This is a genomic window from Spirosoma aureum, assembly GCF_011604685.1.
GTDB classification, from domain to species: Bacteria; Bacteroidota; Bacteroidia; order Cytophagales; family Spirosomataceae; genus Spirosoma; species Spirosoma aureum.
In genome coordinates this window covers 2,605,820-2,623,892 of sequence record NZ_CP050063.1, presented here as the reverse complement: position 1 = coordinate 2,623,892, position 18,073 = coordinate 2,605,820, and the positions used below count along the sequence as shown (strand labels likewise).

The 18,073-nt window shown below is 40.6% G+C and carries 10 protein-coding genes; 4 read left to right on the top strand and 6 right to left on the bottom strand.

What is annotated here, in order from left to right:
• Nucleotides 1-296: 296 nt before the first annotated feature.
• The 4 genes from G8759_RS10275 to G8759_RS10260 form a co-directional block, all read right to left on the bottom strand.
• Nucleotides 297-1,910, bottom strand: a complete 1,614-nt coding sequence (locus G8759_RS10275; protein ID WP_167207620.1) for a RagB/SusD family nutrient uptake outer membrane protein — start codon at nucleotides 1,908-1,910, stop codon at nucleotides 297-299.
• A gap of 10 nt (nucleotides 1,911-1,920) precedes the next feature.
• Nucleotides 1,921-5,034, bottom strand: a complete 3,114-nt coding sequence (locus G8759_RS10270; RefSeq protein ID WP_167207617.1) for a TonB-dependent receptor — start codon at nucleotides 5,032-5,034, stop codon at nucleotides 1,921-1,923.
• Nucleotides 5,035-5,339: 305 nt separating this feature from the next.
• Nucleotides 5,340-5,705 carry an RING finger protein gene (locus tag G8759_RS10265; protein ID WP_167207615.1) on the bottom strand — a complete coding sequence of 122 codons (366 nt, stop codon included), beginning with the start codon at nucleotides 5,703-5,705 and terminating at the stop codon, nucleotides 5,340-5,342.
• 409 nt (nucleotides 5,706-6,114) lie between these two features.
• Nucleotides 6,115-6,714 carry an RNA polymerase sigma factor gene (locus tag G8759_RS10260; protein ID WP_167207614.1) on the bottom strand — a complete coding sequence of 200 codons (600 nt, stop codon included), beginning with the start codon at nucleotides 6,712-6,714 and terminating at the stop codon, nucleotides 6,115-6,117.
• 1,226 nt (nucleotides 6,715-7,940) lie between these two features.
• Between G8759_RS10260 and G8759_RS10255 the strand changes: the two genes are divergently transcribed.
• Together G8759_RS10255 and G8759_RS10250 are read left to right on the top strand one after the other, a co-directional pair.
• Complete coding sequence (locus tag G8759_RS10255; RefSeq protein ID WP_167207612.1) at nucleotides 7,941-10,907, top strand: polysaccharide lyase family 8 super-sandwich domain-containing protein; 2,967 nt, start codon at nucleotides 7,941-7,943, stop codon at nucleotides 10,905-10,907.
• A 363-nt stretch (nucleotides 10,908-11,270) separates the two neighbouring features.
• The gene (locus G8759_RS10250; protein ID WP_167207610.1) at nucleotides 11,271-11,912 is read left to right on the top strand and encodes a LuxR C-terminal-related transcriptional regulator; all 642 of its coding nucleotides are present in this window, start codon (nucleotides 11,271-11,273) and stop codon (nucleotides 11,910-11,912) included.
• Nucleotides 11,913-12,166: 254 nt separating this feature from the next.
• Here G8759_RS10250 and G8759_RS36345 read toward each other — a convergent pair whose 3' ends face one another.
• On the bottom strand, nucleotides 12,167-12,256 hold the full coding sequence (locus G8759_RS36345; RefSeq protein ID WP_167207607.1) for a winged helix-turn-helix domain-containing protein: 90 nt from the start codon (nucleotides 12,254-12,256) through the stop codon (nucleotides 12,167-12,169).
• 666 nt (nucleotides 12,257-12,922) lie between these two features.
• On the opposite strand from G8759_RS36345, the gene G8759_RS10240 reads away from it, so the two are divergent.
• On the top strand, nucleotides 12,923-13,576 hold the full coding sequence (locus G8759_RS10240; protein WP_167207605.1) for a response regulator: 654 nt from the start codon (nucleotides 12,923-12,925) through the stop codon (nucleotides 13,574-13,576).
• Here the strand turns inward: G8759_RS10240 and G8759_RS10235 are convergent.
• Nucleotides 13,506-16,538 carry a sensor histidine kinase gene (locus G8759_RS10235; protein WP_167207603.1) on the bottom strand — a complete coding sequence of 1,011 codons (3,033 nt, stop codon included), beginning with the start codon at nucleotides 16,536-16,538 and terminating at the stop codon, nucleotides 13,506-13,508. The two genes, G8759_RS10240 and G8759_RS10235, sit on opposite strands and share 71 nt — an antisense overlap.
• An 849-nt stretch (nucleotides 16,539-17,387) precedes the next feature.
• Between G8759_RS10235 and G8759_RS10230 the strand changes: the two genes are divergently transcribed.
• A complete protein-coding gene (locus G8759_RS10230) occupies nucleotides 17,388-18,038 on the top strand; it encodes an RNA polymerase sigma factor (protein ID WP_232074199.1) in 651 nt (216 codons plus the stop codon).
• Nucleotides 18,039-18,073 lie beyond the last annotated feature (35 nt).

Genomic DNA, 18,073 nt, shown 5'->3' with positions numbered 1-18,073 from the left:
TCAAGATCAAGATACTATTCATAAAACAGTAATGCCTACTCTTGTCGATTTGGGTCACAATCCATCGTTTTTTTAGAGTACATTGCGGCTACTAGCCAGAAATTGTTTCACGGTGTCTCCATGGGCAATTACTTCAGGCTCATAAAGTCTTTGGGTCAGCCTGTGCCAACTTTGGACGTTATAATTAATAAATAGACTAAGTATCATCGTTGCAACACGTCCAATGGTATTGTTAAGAATTGCAGTTTGTTGAATTTTGCCGATAAATACCGAATTCGGTATTTATCGGCAAAAGATTACCATCCTGGATTTTGAGTCATGGCCGCATTGCCATTCATTTCTATTAAGGGTATGGGCCAAAGATAATCCCGTTTTGGGTCAAAAACGCGGGTCTCAACTACTACCGGCTGATTGGTAATGGGATTGATTGCCCCCTGTGCAGGTCCGGTTAGCACCTGCTCGGCAATGCCCCATCTCCTGATATCAAACAACCGCTGGCCTTCAAAGGCCAGTTCTACTTTTCGTTCCCTACGGTATAGTTCGCGTAATTTTTCCTGGGAATTATATGCCTTCTCATCATAGTTTGGCATTTTAGCTCTATTCCTGATTTTATTGAGATACAATTTAATATCTGGATGCTGCCATTGACCGGATTCAATAAGCGCTTCGATGTAATTCAGCAAAACTTCCGCATAACGGATCGTCATAAAGTTTAATGAACCGCTGTTGGCTCTGGATACGTCTAAGGCACTCACATATTTTCGTACCCAATAACCGGTTTGGGTAGACTGGGCAGCCCCTATAGGATCAGCCGTCCCCGAAAAAGGGTCTAATAGCCTATTTACAAAGGTCTGACCGGGAAATAGTATACTAACAGCCATCCGCGGATCACGGTTGTTTTTGTACAGCGGATTCTTCCAGTAAATCTGAAGGCTGTCTTCTCCTAATTCCTGCAATGTTTTTCCCTGTAGAGTCTCGTATGAATTAACCATTGAAGCTGTAGGGCTGTTACAGGCCTGCCCCGCCAGGCTTTTTGGGGCAAACCGAAAAAAGGCACCGGCGTTTCCGGCACGTCTGAACAATATCCGCTCCTTATTCTCAAGGGCATCGTAGCTGAATAGCTGCTCATAACTGTTGATCGCAGTATTAGTAGCATAATGTAGATCATAGCTCTTAAGGTCAATAAGCTTCCGGGCGTATTCAATCGTTTTTGGATAATCCTTCACTGTAAGGTACAATTGGACCTGCAAAGCATAACAAGCACCTTTTGATATTCGGTAAGCATCGCTGGTGGGATAGGTCACAGGAAGCACGGCAGCAGCAGAGTCCAGTTGAGAAGAAATAAAGCTTATTACTTCTTTTTCTGAGTTTCTGGCAATGTTTCTTGCCTGTCCAATAGAAAGGCTATTGGTAACAATGGGTATCGGACCAAAAAATTGGAAAAGTTTCAGATGAGCATAGGCCCTTAACGCTCTGGCCTCGGCCGCATATTTCTCCTTTACTGATAGATCTTCCATATACACCCGGGAGTAATTTTCAAGAATGCGGGAAGTATTGCGGATATCGCGGTAATTTTGACTATATAATTCGCCCACATAGGCGTTGCTGGTAGTGGCCGAACCGAGCGGAAAATCTTGCCAGCTCCCAAAATTTGCCCTGAACACGGTTTCGTCGGTAACTCCCGACATGTGCATGCGACAATTTGCCTGAAACGATGCTCCTAACGCGCCAGGTGAAATAGCGTTATTATAGACCAGCTCCAGATACCCTCTTAAATCAGATTCCAGTCTCCACCATTTATCATCCGTTGTGGCTGTTAGGTTGTCCCTCACCAGAAAGTCTTCCGTACAGCCCAACAGCGCTCCAGTCGATATAAACACAGGCAAAACGATTCTGAATATTTTTTTCATCGCAGTCATTTTAAAACTTGATATTGATTCCACCCGTAAATACCTTCATCAGTGGTACTGCGGTTTGGTCCCCTCCGGTTTCGGGGTCTATTAATTTTACCTTGGAGAAAGTAAACGGATTTTGGGCATTCAAGTAAAGCCTGACGCTTTGACCCCTGATCGCTTTAACCATTCCTTTAGGAAGTGTATAGCCGATCTGTATGTACCGAACTCTTACGAAAGCACCATTGAGACGAAAAAAATCGGAGAAGTTATTATTGCTTCCTGGCGTGAGCGTCAATCTTGGTAGGCGGGCATCCTGATGCTCGGTCGTCCAGTAATCCAGGTGATAGCGCTGTGGGGTTCCACTTTCCCCTCCTACATTTAACGGAATCGACACCAGACCGGTATAAAACCGAGGGCTGCCTGCCTGTCCAGAAACCAATGCATCAAAATCAAAATTCCGGTATTTAAATCCTAAATTTCCGAAGAAGATATCCTTGGGTTGTGTGCTTCCAAGCGGCACACGATCCAGGTCTGAAATGATCCCGTCCTTGTTGATATCCAGAAAATGGATGTCCCCCGCCTTTTGGCCCTGAAGCTTAACCACCATTGTGTCAGTGATATCTTGCTCTCGCAGTAATCCCTTGGTGGCATAACCATAACTCTCTTTCATGGCACCTCCAATGCGCATGATCGTATTTCCATCAATGATTGAGTTGTTGTTACCGATCAGTTTCAATATCCGGCTTTTGTTATGCGTGTATCCCAACCCGAAATTGAAACTAAAATCCTGTGAAATCCGGGCGTGATATTTGACGCTTGCTTCTATTCCCTGTACCCTTACACTGGCTGTATTTACCGGTGGCATCCTGTTATTATTATTATTTACCCCTATCCCTCCCGTATACAATGGCTGAGCGCTAATTATTACATCTCTGGTGGTTTTGTCAAACCATTCCAGCATTAGGTCCAGCCCGCGAAAAAGACTGATATCCGTAGCAATGTTGAGCACGTTAGATCGCTCCCATTTAAGGGCGCTGTTGCCTATAATTTGCTCAGTGCCATCGTTATTGATTGTACTCTGGTACAAATACGGATCGATTGAATTATTTCCAAGAGTACCATACGAGGCCCTCAGCTTCCATGCAGATATAAACGGAATATGGAAAAATGGCTCCTGGTCGATATTCCATCCCACCGCCAGAGAAGGGAAATACCCCCATTTATTGCCTTCGCCAAAAAGGGAAGACCCGTCCCTACGTACTCCCGCTTCAACCAGATAGCGATCTTTATAGGAATAATATGCCTTGGCAAAAACGGAACGGATGGCTACATCCTTCCAGGACTCATAAGTCCGCAGTTCCTGAGTGTAACCTGCAATGGCATTTAAGCTGTGTTTTCCAAGCGATAGTTTATAGTCAAGATTACCCCCAAAATAAAAATAGTTTTCTCTACCCGTCAGGGTAGCGGTTTTTTCGTTGGTATACGGAACTCCCGATTGTTTTTCACTGAAATAATCAAAGAAAACATAAGCGTCCCGATCAATTCTGTCGAGGCCGGAAGTTACCCGGTAGCTGGCTTGCCCGTTTAGTTTAAGGTTCGGGAAGATCTCCCATTGAGGCCGCATATTGATAATTGCCTCGTCTCTGGACCGGGTTATTCCTCCCCCTTGCTCCAGAATTGCTGTCAAATTCCAGCTTTCCCCATAATTCCCATAATATGTATAATTAGGTCTCACTTCTGGTTTGGAAGGGTATTTGGAGACAACATTAGGGGAAATAGTAAAAAGCTTTCCATAAACATAAGCAGTATTACGGGAGGCACTGTTTGCAGTCGGTTCATTTTGATCAGACCGAGAAGCGAAAACATCCATGTAGACAAACAGGTTTTTCAATAAATCTACGGTGGTGTTGGCCCTGACTGTCGTCCGCCTATAAGAAGACTGCTGCTCTCTCAGATTCAGTAGATGACCTACCTGCTGTGTGTGGTTCACTGAAAGAGAGAAACGGGCTGCGGTGTTTCCGCCCGAGACCAATATCGAATGCTGCTGAATGGGTGCCGACTTTCTTAGGATCAGATCCGCCCAACGGGTGTTCGGATACCGTATAGGATCAATGCCGGAGCGTGTGGAGTCTATCGCCCCTTGCGAATAAAGGTTCCCCCCGCCCGAATTAGCGCTTGCCTGGTTGTTCATCTGCATCCACGTAGCCGCATCCACGAAATCGGGCTGGTAAACAGGTTTCTGAATCCCCAAAAATCCATTATATTCTATATTGGGTGCCCCGGCGACGCCCCGTTTGGTCGTGATAAGTATTACGCCGTTGGCCCCTCTTGCCCCATACATGGAAGCAGAAGCTGCGTCTTTAAGGACCGTGATGCTGGCTATAGTGTTCGGGTCCAGATTATTCATATCAAAAGGTACCCCATCTACCAACACAAGCGGTGATGCATTGCCTATGGTAGCAATCCCTCTTATGGTAATTGACCCCTTATCCCCTCCGACAAGGCCCGTGCTTTGTGCGACCTGGATGCCAGTCCCTCCTCCTTGCAAGGCCTGAGACAGCTGAGTAACAGGCTTATTTTCAATATTTTCCATATTGATCACAGCCACGGAGCTTGCTATTTCTTTTACCTTTTGCGTAGCAAAGCCCGTTACAACAACCTGATCAAGCACTTTCAGGTCTTCAACCAGCGAAATAATCACGTTGGCCTGTTCGGATCTTGCTACATATTCCTGGGTTTTGTAGCCAACCATACTGATCAATAGGGTGCTTTGTTTGGGAACCCGAAGTTCGAATACTCCGTCTACATCAGTGGTAGCCCCCTTCTGAGAACCTTTAATGGTAATGGAGGCACCGGGAAGCGGAATGGGAGGATCTTTTACCTCCATCACACGTCCCAGGATACGTATGGTAGTAGTATCCTGAGCTTGTTTCAGTCCTGTTTCTGAGGCTTCTTTTAGTTTAAGGACTACTGTTTTTTCAACGATCGTATACGTAAAGGGTTGATTTTTAAATACCTCTGCCAATGCTCCTTCCAGGTCCTTATTATTAATATTGAGGTCGATTCTGCTTGCCCTTTTCAACCATTCCAGCTTATAAACAAAAGCGTAACCGGAATTACGTGTAATTTCATGGAGCACTCTTTCAAGATGAACATTTTTGCCCGAAAAGGTTATTCTATGTGGCAGGGCTGTGGCTGGCAAATGCAGGCAAATCATAAGGAGCAATGGCAATGCTGTTGTCCTTCGTATAAAAAAAAAGTGTGCCTCCCGTACAGCCCAATACCGGACATCTGACCTAATACTGAAGCTGTTGGCACAATTTAATGTACACATTTTCATGAATCTGGATTAAGGATTGATAATCAAAGAATTTCTTTTGATGCTGATATTTGTGTCGCTCCTATTTAAAACCTCAACTACCTCGTGAAGTCGAGCCGAACGGGTCATTTCCCGCCAATTTTCATAGCAGGCACTTTTGCGTTTTTGCAAACCAACGCTATATCATACCACACGGCGATTGGGAATAATACTTTCTTAAATCCATTGCCCGTGAAAATAAATGTACCCGCTTTCCGCCCTAGGGCTTGCCGAACATTTACCCTGCTGATGATCTTTTCAAAAGCTTCCTCGAGTAACGATCCGTTTTCATCGATAGCTTTTTCTGTTGAAGGATCATGCAGGTTTTCTTCGATGAATTTTTCTATCAGCTTACGATCTTTCCCGGATTTAATATGAGCAAAAAGCCTTCTGGCTTCTTGCTCAGTGCATTGATTACTTTGGTAGCGGGCCAGCATTTTATTAGTATCCATAGTTCCAAGTTTGTATTACAAACAATACAAACTTGGGCCGCTCATCATCTGCTCAGAAAAATAATTTTTTTAGATGCAAACAAAATATTAGATTAATTCAAGAAGCAGTTACGCCATTCCCAATGAAATTGGACAATTAAAGATTAGAGATTTTCGGTGACAGAACAGGTCACAAAATGTTACTTGCCAGAAACGCGACGGCAGCAAAATGCACGGCAGCACAAATAGAGTATGCTCTAAGACAGTTAGAAATGAGCGATGTGAATGTAAGAAATCGCGAACAGGCGAATCAGATACTATTATCCAGAAGAATTATTAAAGCTGTTCTGATTATATCGAAATAGACGGCAATTCATTGCGGAAGTGAAAGCGTTTCAGAGTTCGATAATATTTAAATTTTACCTTTCCTTCATTCATAAAGTAGGACTAATAAAGAGACCAATGACAATGTTCGGTCCATGTTTCCAAGATCAATTTTCAATGAATGTGTTGCCTTGACGATATGGTCGTTAATGGTTGCAACCGAAATACCCAGCAATTTGCTCACTTCTTCATAGCTCTTTCCATCAATTTTGCATAGCATAAATATTTTTCTGCGCTGAGTGGGAAGGCGGAGGATGGCACTATTTATAGTTTCTTCAATTTCCTTATATTGAATTTCTTCCTCGACGTGGGTATATAACTCCGATTGCGAAGCTGATAAGTAGGCATGAATCTGTAATTTTAGGGAAGTTCTTCTCAGGTAGTTATAAACCATATTTCTGGAAATTGCAAATAAGTATGACTGGAAAGAATTTTCCGGATCAATAACTAAACGTTTTTCCCATACTTTGATAAAAACATCCTGAAGTAGCTCTTGGGCTACTTCTCTGTCTTTAATCATAGACACTATGGCTTTATAGATGCGGGCGCTATAAGTTTTATAAAAATTTTCAAAAGCTCGGTGGTCGTCCGCTCGTAATCTTAACAGAATTTCCTTTTCCCTAGCTGCAATAACTCCTGAATTCATTTTATTATTCAGTTTGAAATTCATACCATTTGCGAATTCTCAACACAGCCTAAGTAAAGACTGAGTTAACGATAAAAATCATACTATCGAAAATTTCCCAATGGCTATTACCATAAATTGTTAGACCAATAGTGTTGGTTCGATAAAATATTAACGGCGATATCATTGCTATATGAGCCATAGTATTAATTACTACGAGGCTGAATTATTATGTTCGCGTGCCTCCGCTCGGCATACTATCTATCTTTTTTTGCTTCGACAAATCCTGACTTAAGTGCCTGTTTACAGCCTTTACTCGAAGCAAAGTATTTTACTTTTTATTTGCAAAGCAAATTCCAAGCAAAGTATAACTACAAAATCTTTTTATTTTATTTAAATCCATTTTTTAAAATTCGCCATGCAATATTTATAGAGTTTCCCTATAAGATATCTATATTAGCAATTTTTAAGGTATTTCTTCAATAAGGGTCTATTCTTTTTGTCAATTTCCTCTCATGTATTTTACAATATTCAACTATAAATTAACAATCCATAATTCTACAAATATTCTATTTTAAGCTCATTATAAATACAATTTTAAAGCATATATCATAAATTCAAATATATCTTTTTAAAGTATACTTCGGTGGTTTATATATATGGGCCAATAGTCATAGGTTCGTCAGTTTAAAAATAAAAAAAGCTCAATGGGAATCTAGTATAAATAAGCCAGAAAAGTAAGAACTATCCCTGGATGCCTAGTGGATACTTGTATGATTACGGCACACAATCAATCTATAATTTACTGAATATCAATATTTTATCAAATAGATTGAAATCATTTTTTTTATAAACTCATCATTTTAGCAGGGAGCCAGGCTATTAATAATCCGGGACGGAGTTTAGATAGTTGGGCATGCAGGGAAGTGCAAAATATAGCAAGTGTGAAGCACTTTTTTAACACAAGTAAGTCCAGATTATAAAGAGAGAAAACTAATAAAGTTAAAGTCTTATTTTTAATATATAAAAAAACTCGTACGTCCCGGACCCATTCGATCGAAATATTACTTCATCCTTGTTACCAAATATAGTATCAATTCTATTTGACGAGACTTGTTCATTAGTTATTCACTGTGGCTTAGTAGCTACAGCACAATCCACGTTCCTTTACAAGTATAATAATTTATTTCTCTCATCTTTACCGACGTTACAACTAAAATATTTCTAGACCACTTAAACAGTTTGACATGAAAAATATTGTTTATTCTTCTTTGTTATGCGTCTTTTTTATTTTTGTTGCGGGCCGAAAACCGTTATACGCACAAAGTGACTTTGAAATAATTTTAAGCAATATTCAAAAGTACGCGTGGGGTTCGCTAAATAACATCTCAGGCCTGGATAACGGTGTCGAGGCTAATCTCAAAACGCTTCTCATTGATCAATCACGTGGCGGAGCAAGATACTGGGCGGATATCAATTATTCGAGTACTTCGGCGACCCAGTGGAAACCGATGAATCACTTAGTTCGTGTGAGCCAGTTCGCATTGGCTTACACAATGCCTGTTAGTAAGTATTATAAAAATCCAGAACTTTTCGAGGCAATTAAAAAGTGCCTTGAGTATTGGCAAATTAGAAAGCCAACCTCAACTAACTGGTTTGTTTATACGATTGCTATCCCGAAATCTATAGGAGAAACGTTGGTGATCATGCGCGCAGGTGATCAGCGATTATCGAGCGAACTTGAAGATAACCTGATCAAGTTGATGACTGGCTACAGCCCTGAGAACCAAGTGGGCGCGAACAAACTCGATGTTGCAATTCACTGTATCTATCGCGGGTGCCTGACTTCAAATTTAACACCTCTTAAACTTGGGATTGACCAGGCCCTTCTTGTACTCAGACAGACCGAGGGAGAGGGACTGCAACGCGATAATTCCTTTCACCAACATAATGCGCAATTGCAGGTTGCAAGCTACGGCCAAACGTTTTTATTAGGGCAGGTCAAAACGGCTTACTATTTAAAAGGCTCTACGTATGCAGTCACTGGCAGTCAATTGAAGCTGCTGACTGATTATGTCAGAAACACCTTTTTGAAAGCAATTCGTGGCAATGTAATGGATTTCAGCGGATTGGGAAGAAAGGTCGCTTTGCCCAACACCGGACATCCGATGGAAAAAAATGTGTTAAGTAGTCTAATAGCCATTGACCCAGCCAATAAGCAGGATTATCAGAATGCGATGGATAGGATAACCAAAGTCCAGCCACCGTCATACGGAGTCGGAAAGTCTCATGCGCAATATTGGAGGTCCGATTATGCCCTGCACAACAGGCCTAATTATACATTTAGTGTTCGTGCCGTTTCTGGGAGGACAATCAGAACAGAAAATGTGAACAACGAAAATTTAAAAGGCTATTTCCTTCCAGATGGGGCAACAAACATCGTAGTTAATGGAAGTGAATACGATGGCATTTTCCCAGCGTGGGACTGGACAAGGATTCCCGGAACAACTACAGCGCAACTAAAAGACATTCCTAAGATTAATGGTTACTATGGCAGAGGCACAACTGGCTTTGTTGGGGGGGTATCTGATTCAACCTATGGGGCTAAAACATACTACATGAAAAGTATGGGTGTAACAGCCCATAAATCATGGTTTTTCTTTGATGATGAGATTGTCTGTCTGGGTTCATCTATCAGCTCCGACAGAGAGGAACAAATTAATACCACCGTTAATCAGAGTATGAGTGAAGGAACTATTAAGATTAGTCGTGTTGGAAAATCAGTTGAAGTTCATGTTGACAGTGCCACTTATAAAAATGATTTGAAATGGGTACTTCATGATAGTATCGGATACTTTTTCCCAAAAGGCGGTAACTTGACAATTACACAAAGGCAGCAAACAGGGGACTGGAAGGACCTGGCCAGCGCCTTACCGTCAAATGTAGTAAGTAAAAATGTCTTTAAAATCTGGTTCAACCATGGCCAAAAACCCGTTGACTCAACCTATGCATATATCGTTGTCCCAAACAAAATCACCGAAGCGGATATGGCAGGCTATAATGTAGCCAATATTTCCATCATGAGAAATGATAATAGGATCCAGGCAGTAAGACATAACAAGCTCAGAATCTGGCAGATCGTCTTTTTTAGTCCGGGAACTTTTAGCGATGGCTCGGTTACAATCGACGTAGACAAGGCCTGTGTTGTTCAGCTCAAAAATGTGGGTGATCCGAATGTAACTGCCCATATCGCCGATCCTTTGGGAAGCAACAGCAAAATTGAAATGATTGCAGAATTACCCAACATACCGGGCATGCGTCGTATCTCTTTTTCACTCCCTACATCCACTGGTTATGCCGGATCAAGTGTCTCACAAGTCATTAATAACCAAAGTCAATTAATTGAAAAAGGCTTAGCACCTGTCGCCGATACCTATGTTAGTATGGACGCTCCATCTTCTAACTATGGAAAAGTAACTTATCTTCATACTGAAAAAGGGACGAACGAAAATAATCATTATTCCTTCATGAAATTCGACATTTCGAGTCTTGCGTATGCCGGACAAACGACAAACCTGCGTTTGCATATCAAGAATACAGAAGGGTCAGTTGGAAACACTACTTGGGAGCTCTGGAAGGTTACGAATGATAGTTGGAGCGAAACGGGATTAACCTGGACAAATAAACCGACACTTTCTGCATCGCTTGGTAAGCGGCTTGCACGAATTGGGGGATTAGTCGAATGGGACGTGACCGATTTTATCAAGAATGAGTATAACGGAGATAAGACAGTCTCCTTCGCTCTGATATCAAATGGTGGTGATGATAACAGTGGCGTTGATTTTGATTCAAGGGAATCCTCACAAAAGTTTTATCCACAAATTGTTCTTGTCAGCACGCAAGCCAGTGGAGCTCGATCATCTTTTACAACTGAGGCCAGTGCCGAGCTCATCGAAACCGAGATTTCCGATGAAACCAATTTTGGAAAAGTTTGGCCAAATCCAAGTGCGGACAAGTTTGTGGTTACCTTACCCGGCTCCTCCCAAGAACCAGGCGAGGTTATCGTGACTACTGTTAGCGGGACCGTCGTCGAACAGCTTTCAAATGTGTTTGACCAACGACTTGAATTCGGTAATCAATTAAAGCCAGGTCTATATGTAGTCCGTGTTCGTCGTGGAGCATACGTAAAAGTATTCAAGATTATAAAACAATAGAAGGCTACCTGGCTATGGGCGGCCAAAATGCACATTGACTAATTACTTTGTACCTGGTTTATTTTAGTGCAGGTCAGGCATCGGCCTAAGCCTAGTCAACTACCTTTAAGGGGAGTAATGGATCTACCAAAGAAGCTACAATTTCTACGATAGATTCATTACTTCAATGAAAATACAAGCCGAATAAGAAAGATTCTGAAGTCTATTTTGCTAATAATGTAATTTTATTAGCTATCCCATTAGGTACATCCCTGATCGGTTTTACCGATCAAGCTACTTTATTATTCGAAATTTTGTACGAATCGAACTCTCTTATTATCTAAGCGAGTGAATTAGTTAATTTCAATAATTTTTGGAATTGAAATGCAGTCTATACTTATTGCTCACGGGCAATGTGTGTCCCGAATTGGTTTTGACGTATTGATAAAAGAATTGCTCGGTAGTAGCGTCAATGTGGTCTTTGTAGAGGATGGTAAGGGAATCATGGCCTTGTTGGAGCACAAAATGCCCTGCATGTTAATCATAGACGCTCATTTGCCTAAATCAAATGTCTTAACGACGGTCATGGCGATTCTTAGGAGTCATCCTGTGCTCAGAATCCTGATGACAAGTTCAAGTCCAGATGATGTGATGGCAACCAATTTTTTCAAATTGGGGGTCCTTGCGTTTGTATATATGGGGTCAACATGTGATGAATTTCGATCGGCCATACTGAACGTGTTCAAAGGTAAGCGTCACTTCTCCGAAAGTCAGTCGGAAATGTTGCTTCATGGAATGATCGAAAATGGTAACTCTAACCCATTTCAAAGGTTGTCGATCAGAGAACTGGAGGTATGCCATCTACTTTTATTGGGATACGGGCCTATGGGAGTCGCCGACGCATTATCCATCAATGCTTCCACTGCCAGCACTTACAAACGTAGGGTCTTTGAAAAGCTTGGGATTAAGAATATTCTTGAACTCAATAGGTTGGCCGGTCTGTTTGAGGTTATCCTATCGGGCTGATATCAACAAGTGAAGGTTGTTTCTACGTTTTACTCCTTCATCTCAACCTGAAAAGCCTATGCAAATAAGATCTAAATCATATCCATAATTTCATTTGAGCTGTACGTTAAAAGCTGGGTTTTTGTATCAAGCCAAGGTAGCTCCTCACCTTTTTTAGGCTAATCTTCGATCGTATTGTCGCTTTATAATTTACTATCGCTCCTTTATTTAACAAGTTTAGTAATTAATTATTCAATTTTGGGGATAACTGATTACTAAATCGGCGCCCAGGTCCAACCTACTTTCTTCAAAATACGACCCACTTGAGTAGGGTCAAAGCTTACCCCAAATAGCTTCTTGATCACCTCATTAACGCAAGGACGAGTCCAGATGACTCCCCTAAAGTCATGGTATTCAGCACCCTTGCTGAGTTCAGCTACTAACTGGTAAGGTTCTCCTGTCCGATTACTCTTGATCAGCGCAACACTGCCTTGTAGTCGCTATTTCTTCAAGGTTCGACTCACCTAAGATTGAGTCAACCCAAACGCTTGCGCAATGGTTGCTTGGGGCCAACCCTCTTGGTTGAGTTCCACACTGCGTCGTCTTAGAGCTTCCTAATCCGATTGTTTGTAATTTGCCATTAAGTCAAACGCATCTCACAGAACAGACTTACTCACACATCAATAATGTTCCTTTTTTTTAAGGAAGTTGATATATTTATTTTTAAAATTTTCTTAATCGCTCCTAAGGAAATTTCAAATGGTAATAGGATTAAATTGTAGAGATAGTGTACATTCAAGAGATGGTATTACCCAAATTTTATATGAACAACTAAAGAAATATGGTTCTGGTATGTATTATAACTTGTACCTTTTAGTCTATATGAATTATATATAAATTAAAAATATTTTAATTTATATACATAAATTTCCATTTTCATCAATTATGCATTGCAAGACATTAAACAAACACATAAATTTCACTGTCTAGGACAGAACTGCCCATATTATTTACGTTTGGAATCAAAATTTATGTCAAAGTCCATATTAATAGCAGATGACCATCAGTTGGTTAGAAAAGGGCTTCAACTGGTAATCAGGGAAGTTCTGGGATTTAACTCTCATGTTGAATTTGCTGAAAATGGAACGCAGGTTCTTGAAAAACTTAAAGCGAAAAAGTTCGATTTGTTGCTTACCGACTTGAGTATGCCCGAAACCGATGAACTTGGAATGATCACGAACGCCTTGTCAACCTCTCCCGGACTCAAAATTCTAGTGATAACAGTCAAACCAGACAAGGTTTTTGCTACACGTTTTTTCAAGGCAGGTGTGATGGGGTACGTTAATAAATCAGAATCTGATTATGTATTGTCGGAGGCAATCAGTGTCATTAGCCAGGGTAGACGCTATATTTCGCACTCACAGATAGAGTTATTTACCAATGCGCTTATTAAAAACGCTCTTGATTCGCCATTTGATAAACTCTCTAATCGGGAATTCGAGGTTACTTTAATGCTACTGAAAGGTTTTGGCGCAATTGAGATAGCAAAAAGTTTGTCCATAAGTGCTTCTACAGCTAGTACTTTCCGTTGCCGAATATTCAGTAAGTTGGAAATTAACAATCTGCTAGAACTGAATCACCTTGCTCAGCAATACCAGATTCCTGTGGATTTTGAAAACGGATAGAAAAGGTGCTGCCTTCTCCGATCTCGCTGGTAATTGTGAGAATACCCTTTATCTGATCTAACATTCGATGGATCAATATGCTTCCTGTTCCATGATTACCAAGCACCTTTTCTCGATCCATAAATACATTGATTTGATTCTGGTCGAGGCCCATACCAGAGTCACTAATAGAAATGACTAAGTTTGATCCTTCAGCATAAGATGATATGGACACCAGTCCGCCAGCAGTATTTTTATTAGCATTATCAATCAGATTCCGGATGATAACTGACAACACTTGATAATCAGTGTAGCAACGAAGCTGGGTATTGTGGATTTGAAATTGGTTTCTATTGATTTTAAGTATTTCACTATACAGGCCAGCAATCTCATCCAAAAGATCCTGTAATAAAAACCAGGAATTATTCACTCTGAACCCTTTTTGCTGAGACATAACCCAAATGAAAAATTGCTCGGTAAAACCTAAAAGGTTCTGGGTTCCAATGTATAGATCGGACAAGGATTCATGAAGATCATTATTGCTAAGGGTTGAGTGGTTGCGGAACAGATTTCCACTCATTAATGAAAGAAACCGAATGGGTGACCTCATGTCGTGTAATACCATTGTGATGACATGATCTTTAAAACGGTTACTTTCAAGCAATGCCATTTCCGAGTTTGCTAAATCAAGCACAGCGGCATTTAATTCACTGGTGCGTTCAGATACAATTTTTTCAAGTTCTTCAGATTTCTTGTTCAAAACACGCAAACGCTGTTTGAAAGTCAAATAAATACCAACAATTAAAAGAAACACTACCAAGGCATAGAACTGTAAAGTATTATAAAACCATGGCAGTACTGTCAATGGTATAGACAGTTGGAATACGCCATCTTTATCTCTGTTGCTGCTTCTACGGAACAATAGTTTGTAATCTCCTGCGGGAAGGTTATTGATTGTAAATGTTCCTCTATCGTCCAGCGTGTGCCAGTGCGAATCAAGGCCAGCCACCTTATATTCAAGATTTAAATTGGCCTGATTACCAAAGTATGGCGATGATACAAGCATCGACAATCTGTTGAAATCGGGCTTTAATTCAATCTGATCCGTTGTTATTTTGATGGGTTTGCTGTTAACCACTAAACTATCAATGTAAATTGGTCTGGACGGATAATTCGGCGATAGTTTATTAGGGTAAAACCAAATCAGACCTTTTAAAGAAGAAATTGATAACAGACTGTCTTTGAGCCAAACATGAGACGGGTCACATCCTCCATTGAACTCGTTGGTTTTTAAACCGTCATTTCTATCAAAGCGAAAAAAATAGACATTGCTCGTTTTTCCCAGTGCATAATTGATCAAATCTGTCTTCAGAACTTTGAATAAACCATTGTTGGTAGGTAGCCAGAAATAACCATGGCTGTCGTCAATAAACGAATGGACGGTTTTTAGGGCTTGTTTAGGACCAAGTGGCATTTTATAAAGTTTCCCCTTTTCAAAAAGATAGAAGCCTTTACCATAGGTAGCTATCCATACCCGGCCATCGGAATCGGATAGAGATGCTCTTACCTGAATAGCGTCTAAAACGGACTGGTAAATCTTATTTTTTTTAGAATCATACCACTTTAAACCATCGTTAGTCCCAATCAGATAACGAAACCTACTTAGTGCCGTCACACTTTTGATTTGGGTCACCCCTGGGAATTCCTGAAATTGGTACAGCGAATCACGAATGACTCTTCCAAAATGCATTTGCGAAAAAAAGACATATGAATCGCTAACCGTTTTGTCAACCCGTATATATAGTAAAGGGTACTGAAGTGAAAGTAGGTTTTTTAGTCTCCTTTTCTGAAAGTCGTATCTAGCAAGTGAAAGCTCATTTTTTTGAAAATATATTTGCTGATCCGATGATACATCAAAGCCTGCAAAGGGTTCATGACCAATATTCAAGTTAATTGTCGGCAAACCTGGAGACATTATCAAGTTGTGGCAGAAAATGGTGGAGTCATTTACTTTTGCCTGTGAATAGAAACTTTCATCTGGCACTGTTTTGGGAAGAGTCGGCTGCATAAAATGAGATTTTTGCACCACAAGCAAACCATCAGTGAGAGAACCTAAGTAATATTTATTTTGCTCCTTAGAAAAGTATACGCAAGCTAGCGCCGTGACATTGATGTTTTCGAGTACTTTAGTAGATATAATTTTTTCATCTTTGATTGACAGTTCGTGTAAGTTACCATTTACATAAATGAACGAGCCTGACACGTTGCAATAGCATTTAAATTTGCCACTTAAGAAATCTATATCTTTCGCAAGCGATCCTTGAATTGCTTTTATATCACGTTTCCGGTATCCGAGTTCCCAAGCCTCAATCTTATTTCCTGAATTAATAGCTATAAAAAAACGATTGCCAACAAGGGCATATTTAGGGTAATTGTTTTTTGTATGAAGTCTTATGGAGATAAGGCTGGACTGATTAGCGGGTAGGTAGAAAACATTTCCCTCAGAATATACATATTGATCTTTGGTTTTCAAGCCGCAGGTGCCGTAGTGCCTTCCTTTGTCGGTAGTTCTATGAAATTGTTCAATAACACGACATGTTGCCTCATCCCTTATAGCGAACCCCTGATTCGATATTAGTATTGCATGGCTATCTATTAGGATCGGGCATGGCATTGTTTTTGAAGTTTCCGAATCGATTTTAATAACTTGCCCGCCTTCGACAGAAATGTATAGGTTACCTAAGTTATCATAGTTCATCCCAGACATTCGTTCGGATCTAAGTCCCTTGATCTCTGCCGTGCCATATGTTGTAAAAAATCTGCCGTCAAACCGGACTAGCCCCATTTCTGTAGCTATCCAACAGAACCCCCATTTGTCAAAAGCGATACCTTTCGCACTATTTTGAGGTAATCCATTATCTGTCGAATATTGAAAAAGAATGGGTTGAGCAGGTTGAGATATCCCGTTGGTGATGAGAAACAACAGAAGAAATAGAAGTTGATATAATGTCTTCATATACAATGACACATTAATGGACTACCTGTCTACATCAATTCTTTGTAGTGAAGCTGTTTAAACGTTAGTTGAAAGCCCAAAACATGTGTTTATTTAAAAACAAACTTTAAATAAACACAATAATGGATATCATGCACAAAACTAGGACTGAAAAATTGATATTACCATATCTAGACAGCAGGCGTAAGCGTCTTTAATAGCTTAGTTCTGCTCATGGAGGTTGCATACTATATATTCAATCGTTTAAATACGGGCCAGAAGGAATAGCAATGGGGCGAGTTACCTACTAAGCCGTTTTTTAATGATAAAGTACTTCACTGGGATTCAGTCCTTATGCTAATAAATAGAGAAAGAGGGCAGTTGAAGGTCCATCAACGGCCATTTATTGAGTAAAACTTTAAGCATATAGACCTTGACGGCCTCATTCTTCCAACGCATTGTAATGGGTACGAGCACCCTCTTTTACCTACCGTCAACTGGCGTTATTTGGCTAACATCAACCAATGCTTCAGCGAGTTCATACTTCCACAAAATCTAATTTCCCGACGCATTCTAAGCAAACGTATTGTAAAAATAACAAAGTATCGATTGAATTGGGTCGTCCTTTAAAATACGTTTAAGCTCCTCTGAATGAAGACTTGGCTATCCAAAATCATCCTTTACTGATTTACTCTCACAGCCACATTCTGGGTGTAGCTATAAAGCCACATTTGAATAGCTAGAAGGCTATTTGAAATAGCTACGATACAATAAATCTTTGCTTGACGACACGAGTACACCTTCTGTGTACCTCACCACTCTCTAACTTAATCTCACTTGGAGCATCTGGATTCGAAATCGACACAGCAAATCCAGGAAGAAGGGTTGTGGAATCTATTTCTGGAAGGAGAACAGGCGGCTTTGGGAAAGTTAGCCGACATGCATTACAGAAAACTTTACAACTACGGAGCCCGATTTTCTCAGGATAAGGATTTTGTGCGAGACTGCTTGCAAGAGCTTTTTATGGAATTATGGGAAAGGAGAGCCAGGCTTTCGAAGGTCCAGCACGTAAAACCTTACTTGCTGACGGCGCTACGGCATAAGATGATTAATGAATCATTTAAATTGAAGCGCTTTAAGCAATATGAAGAGCTGCCGTTCCTGTCCGATGTTACAGAAAAGCCAATTGAACTGGCAATTATTGAACTCGAATTGTCTTGGGAAAATGCCATGAGGCTCAAAACTATCATCTCCGGACTTACGAGCAGACAACAGGAAATAATTTATCTCAGGTTTTATCAGGGGCTGGAATTTGTAGAAATCACTCAGATTATGGACATGGAACGACAGAGTGTTGCAAATCTGCTTCACCGTTCTTTGAGAGAAATCCGCGATAAATGGCTCGCTGCAGAATTTCCGACAACATTGTTACTATTTTTCCTCCCTTTCAACTATCTTATTATCAGATATTTATCTAAATTTCTTTAATTTATTCAAAAAAAAACATTTTTCCCTGAGTATGT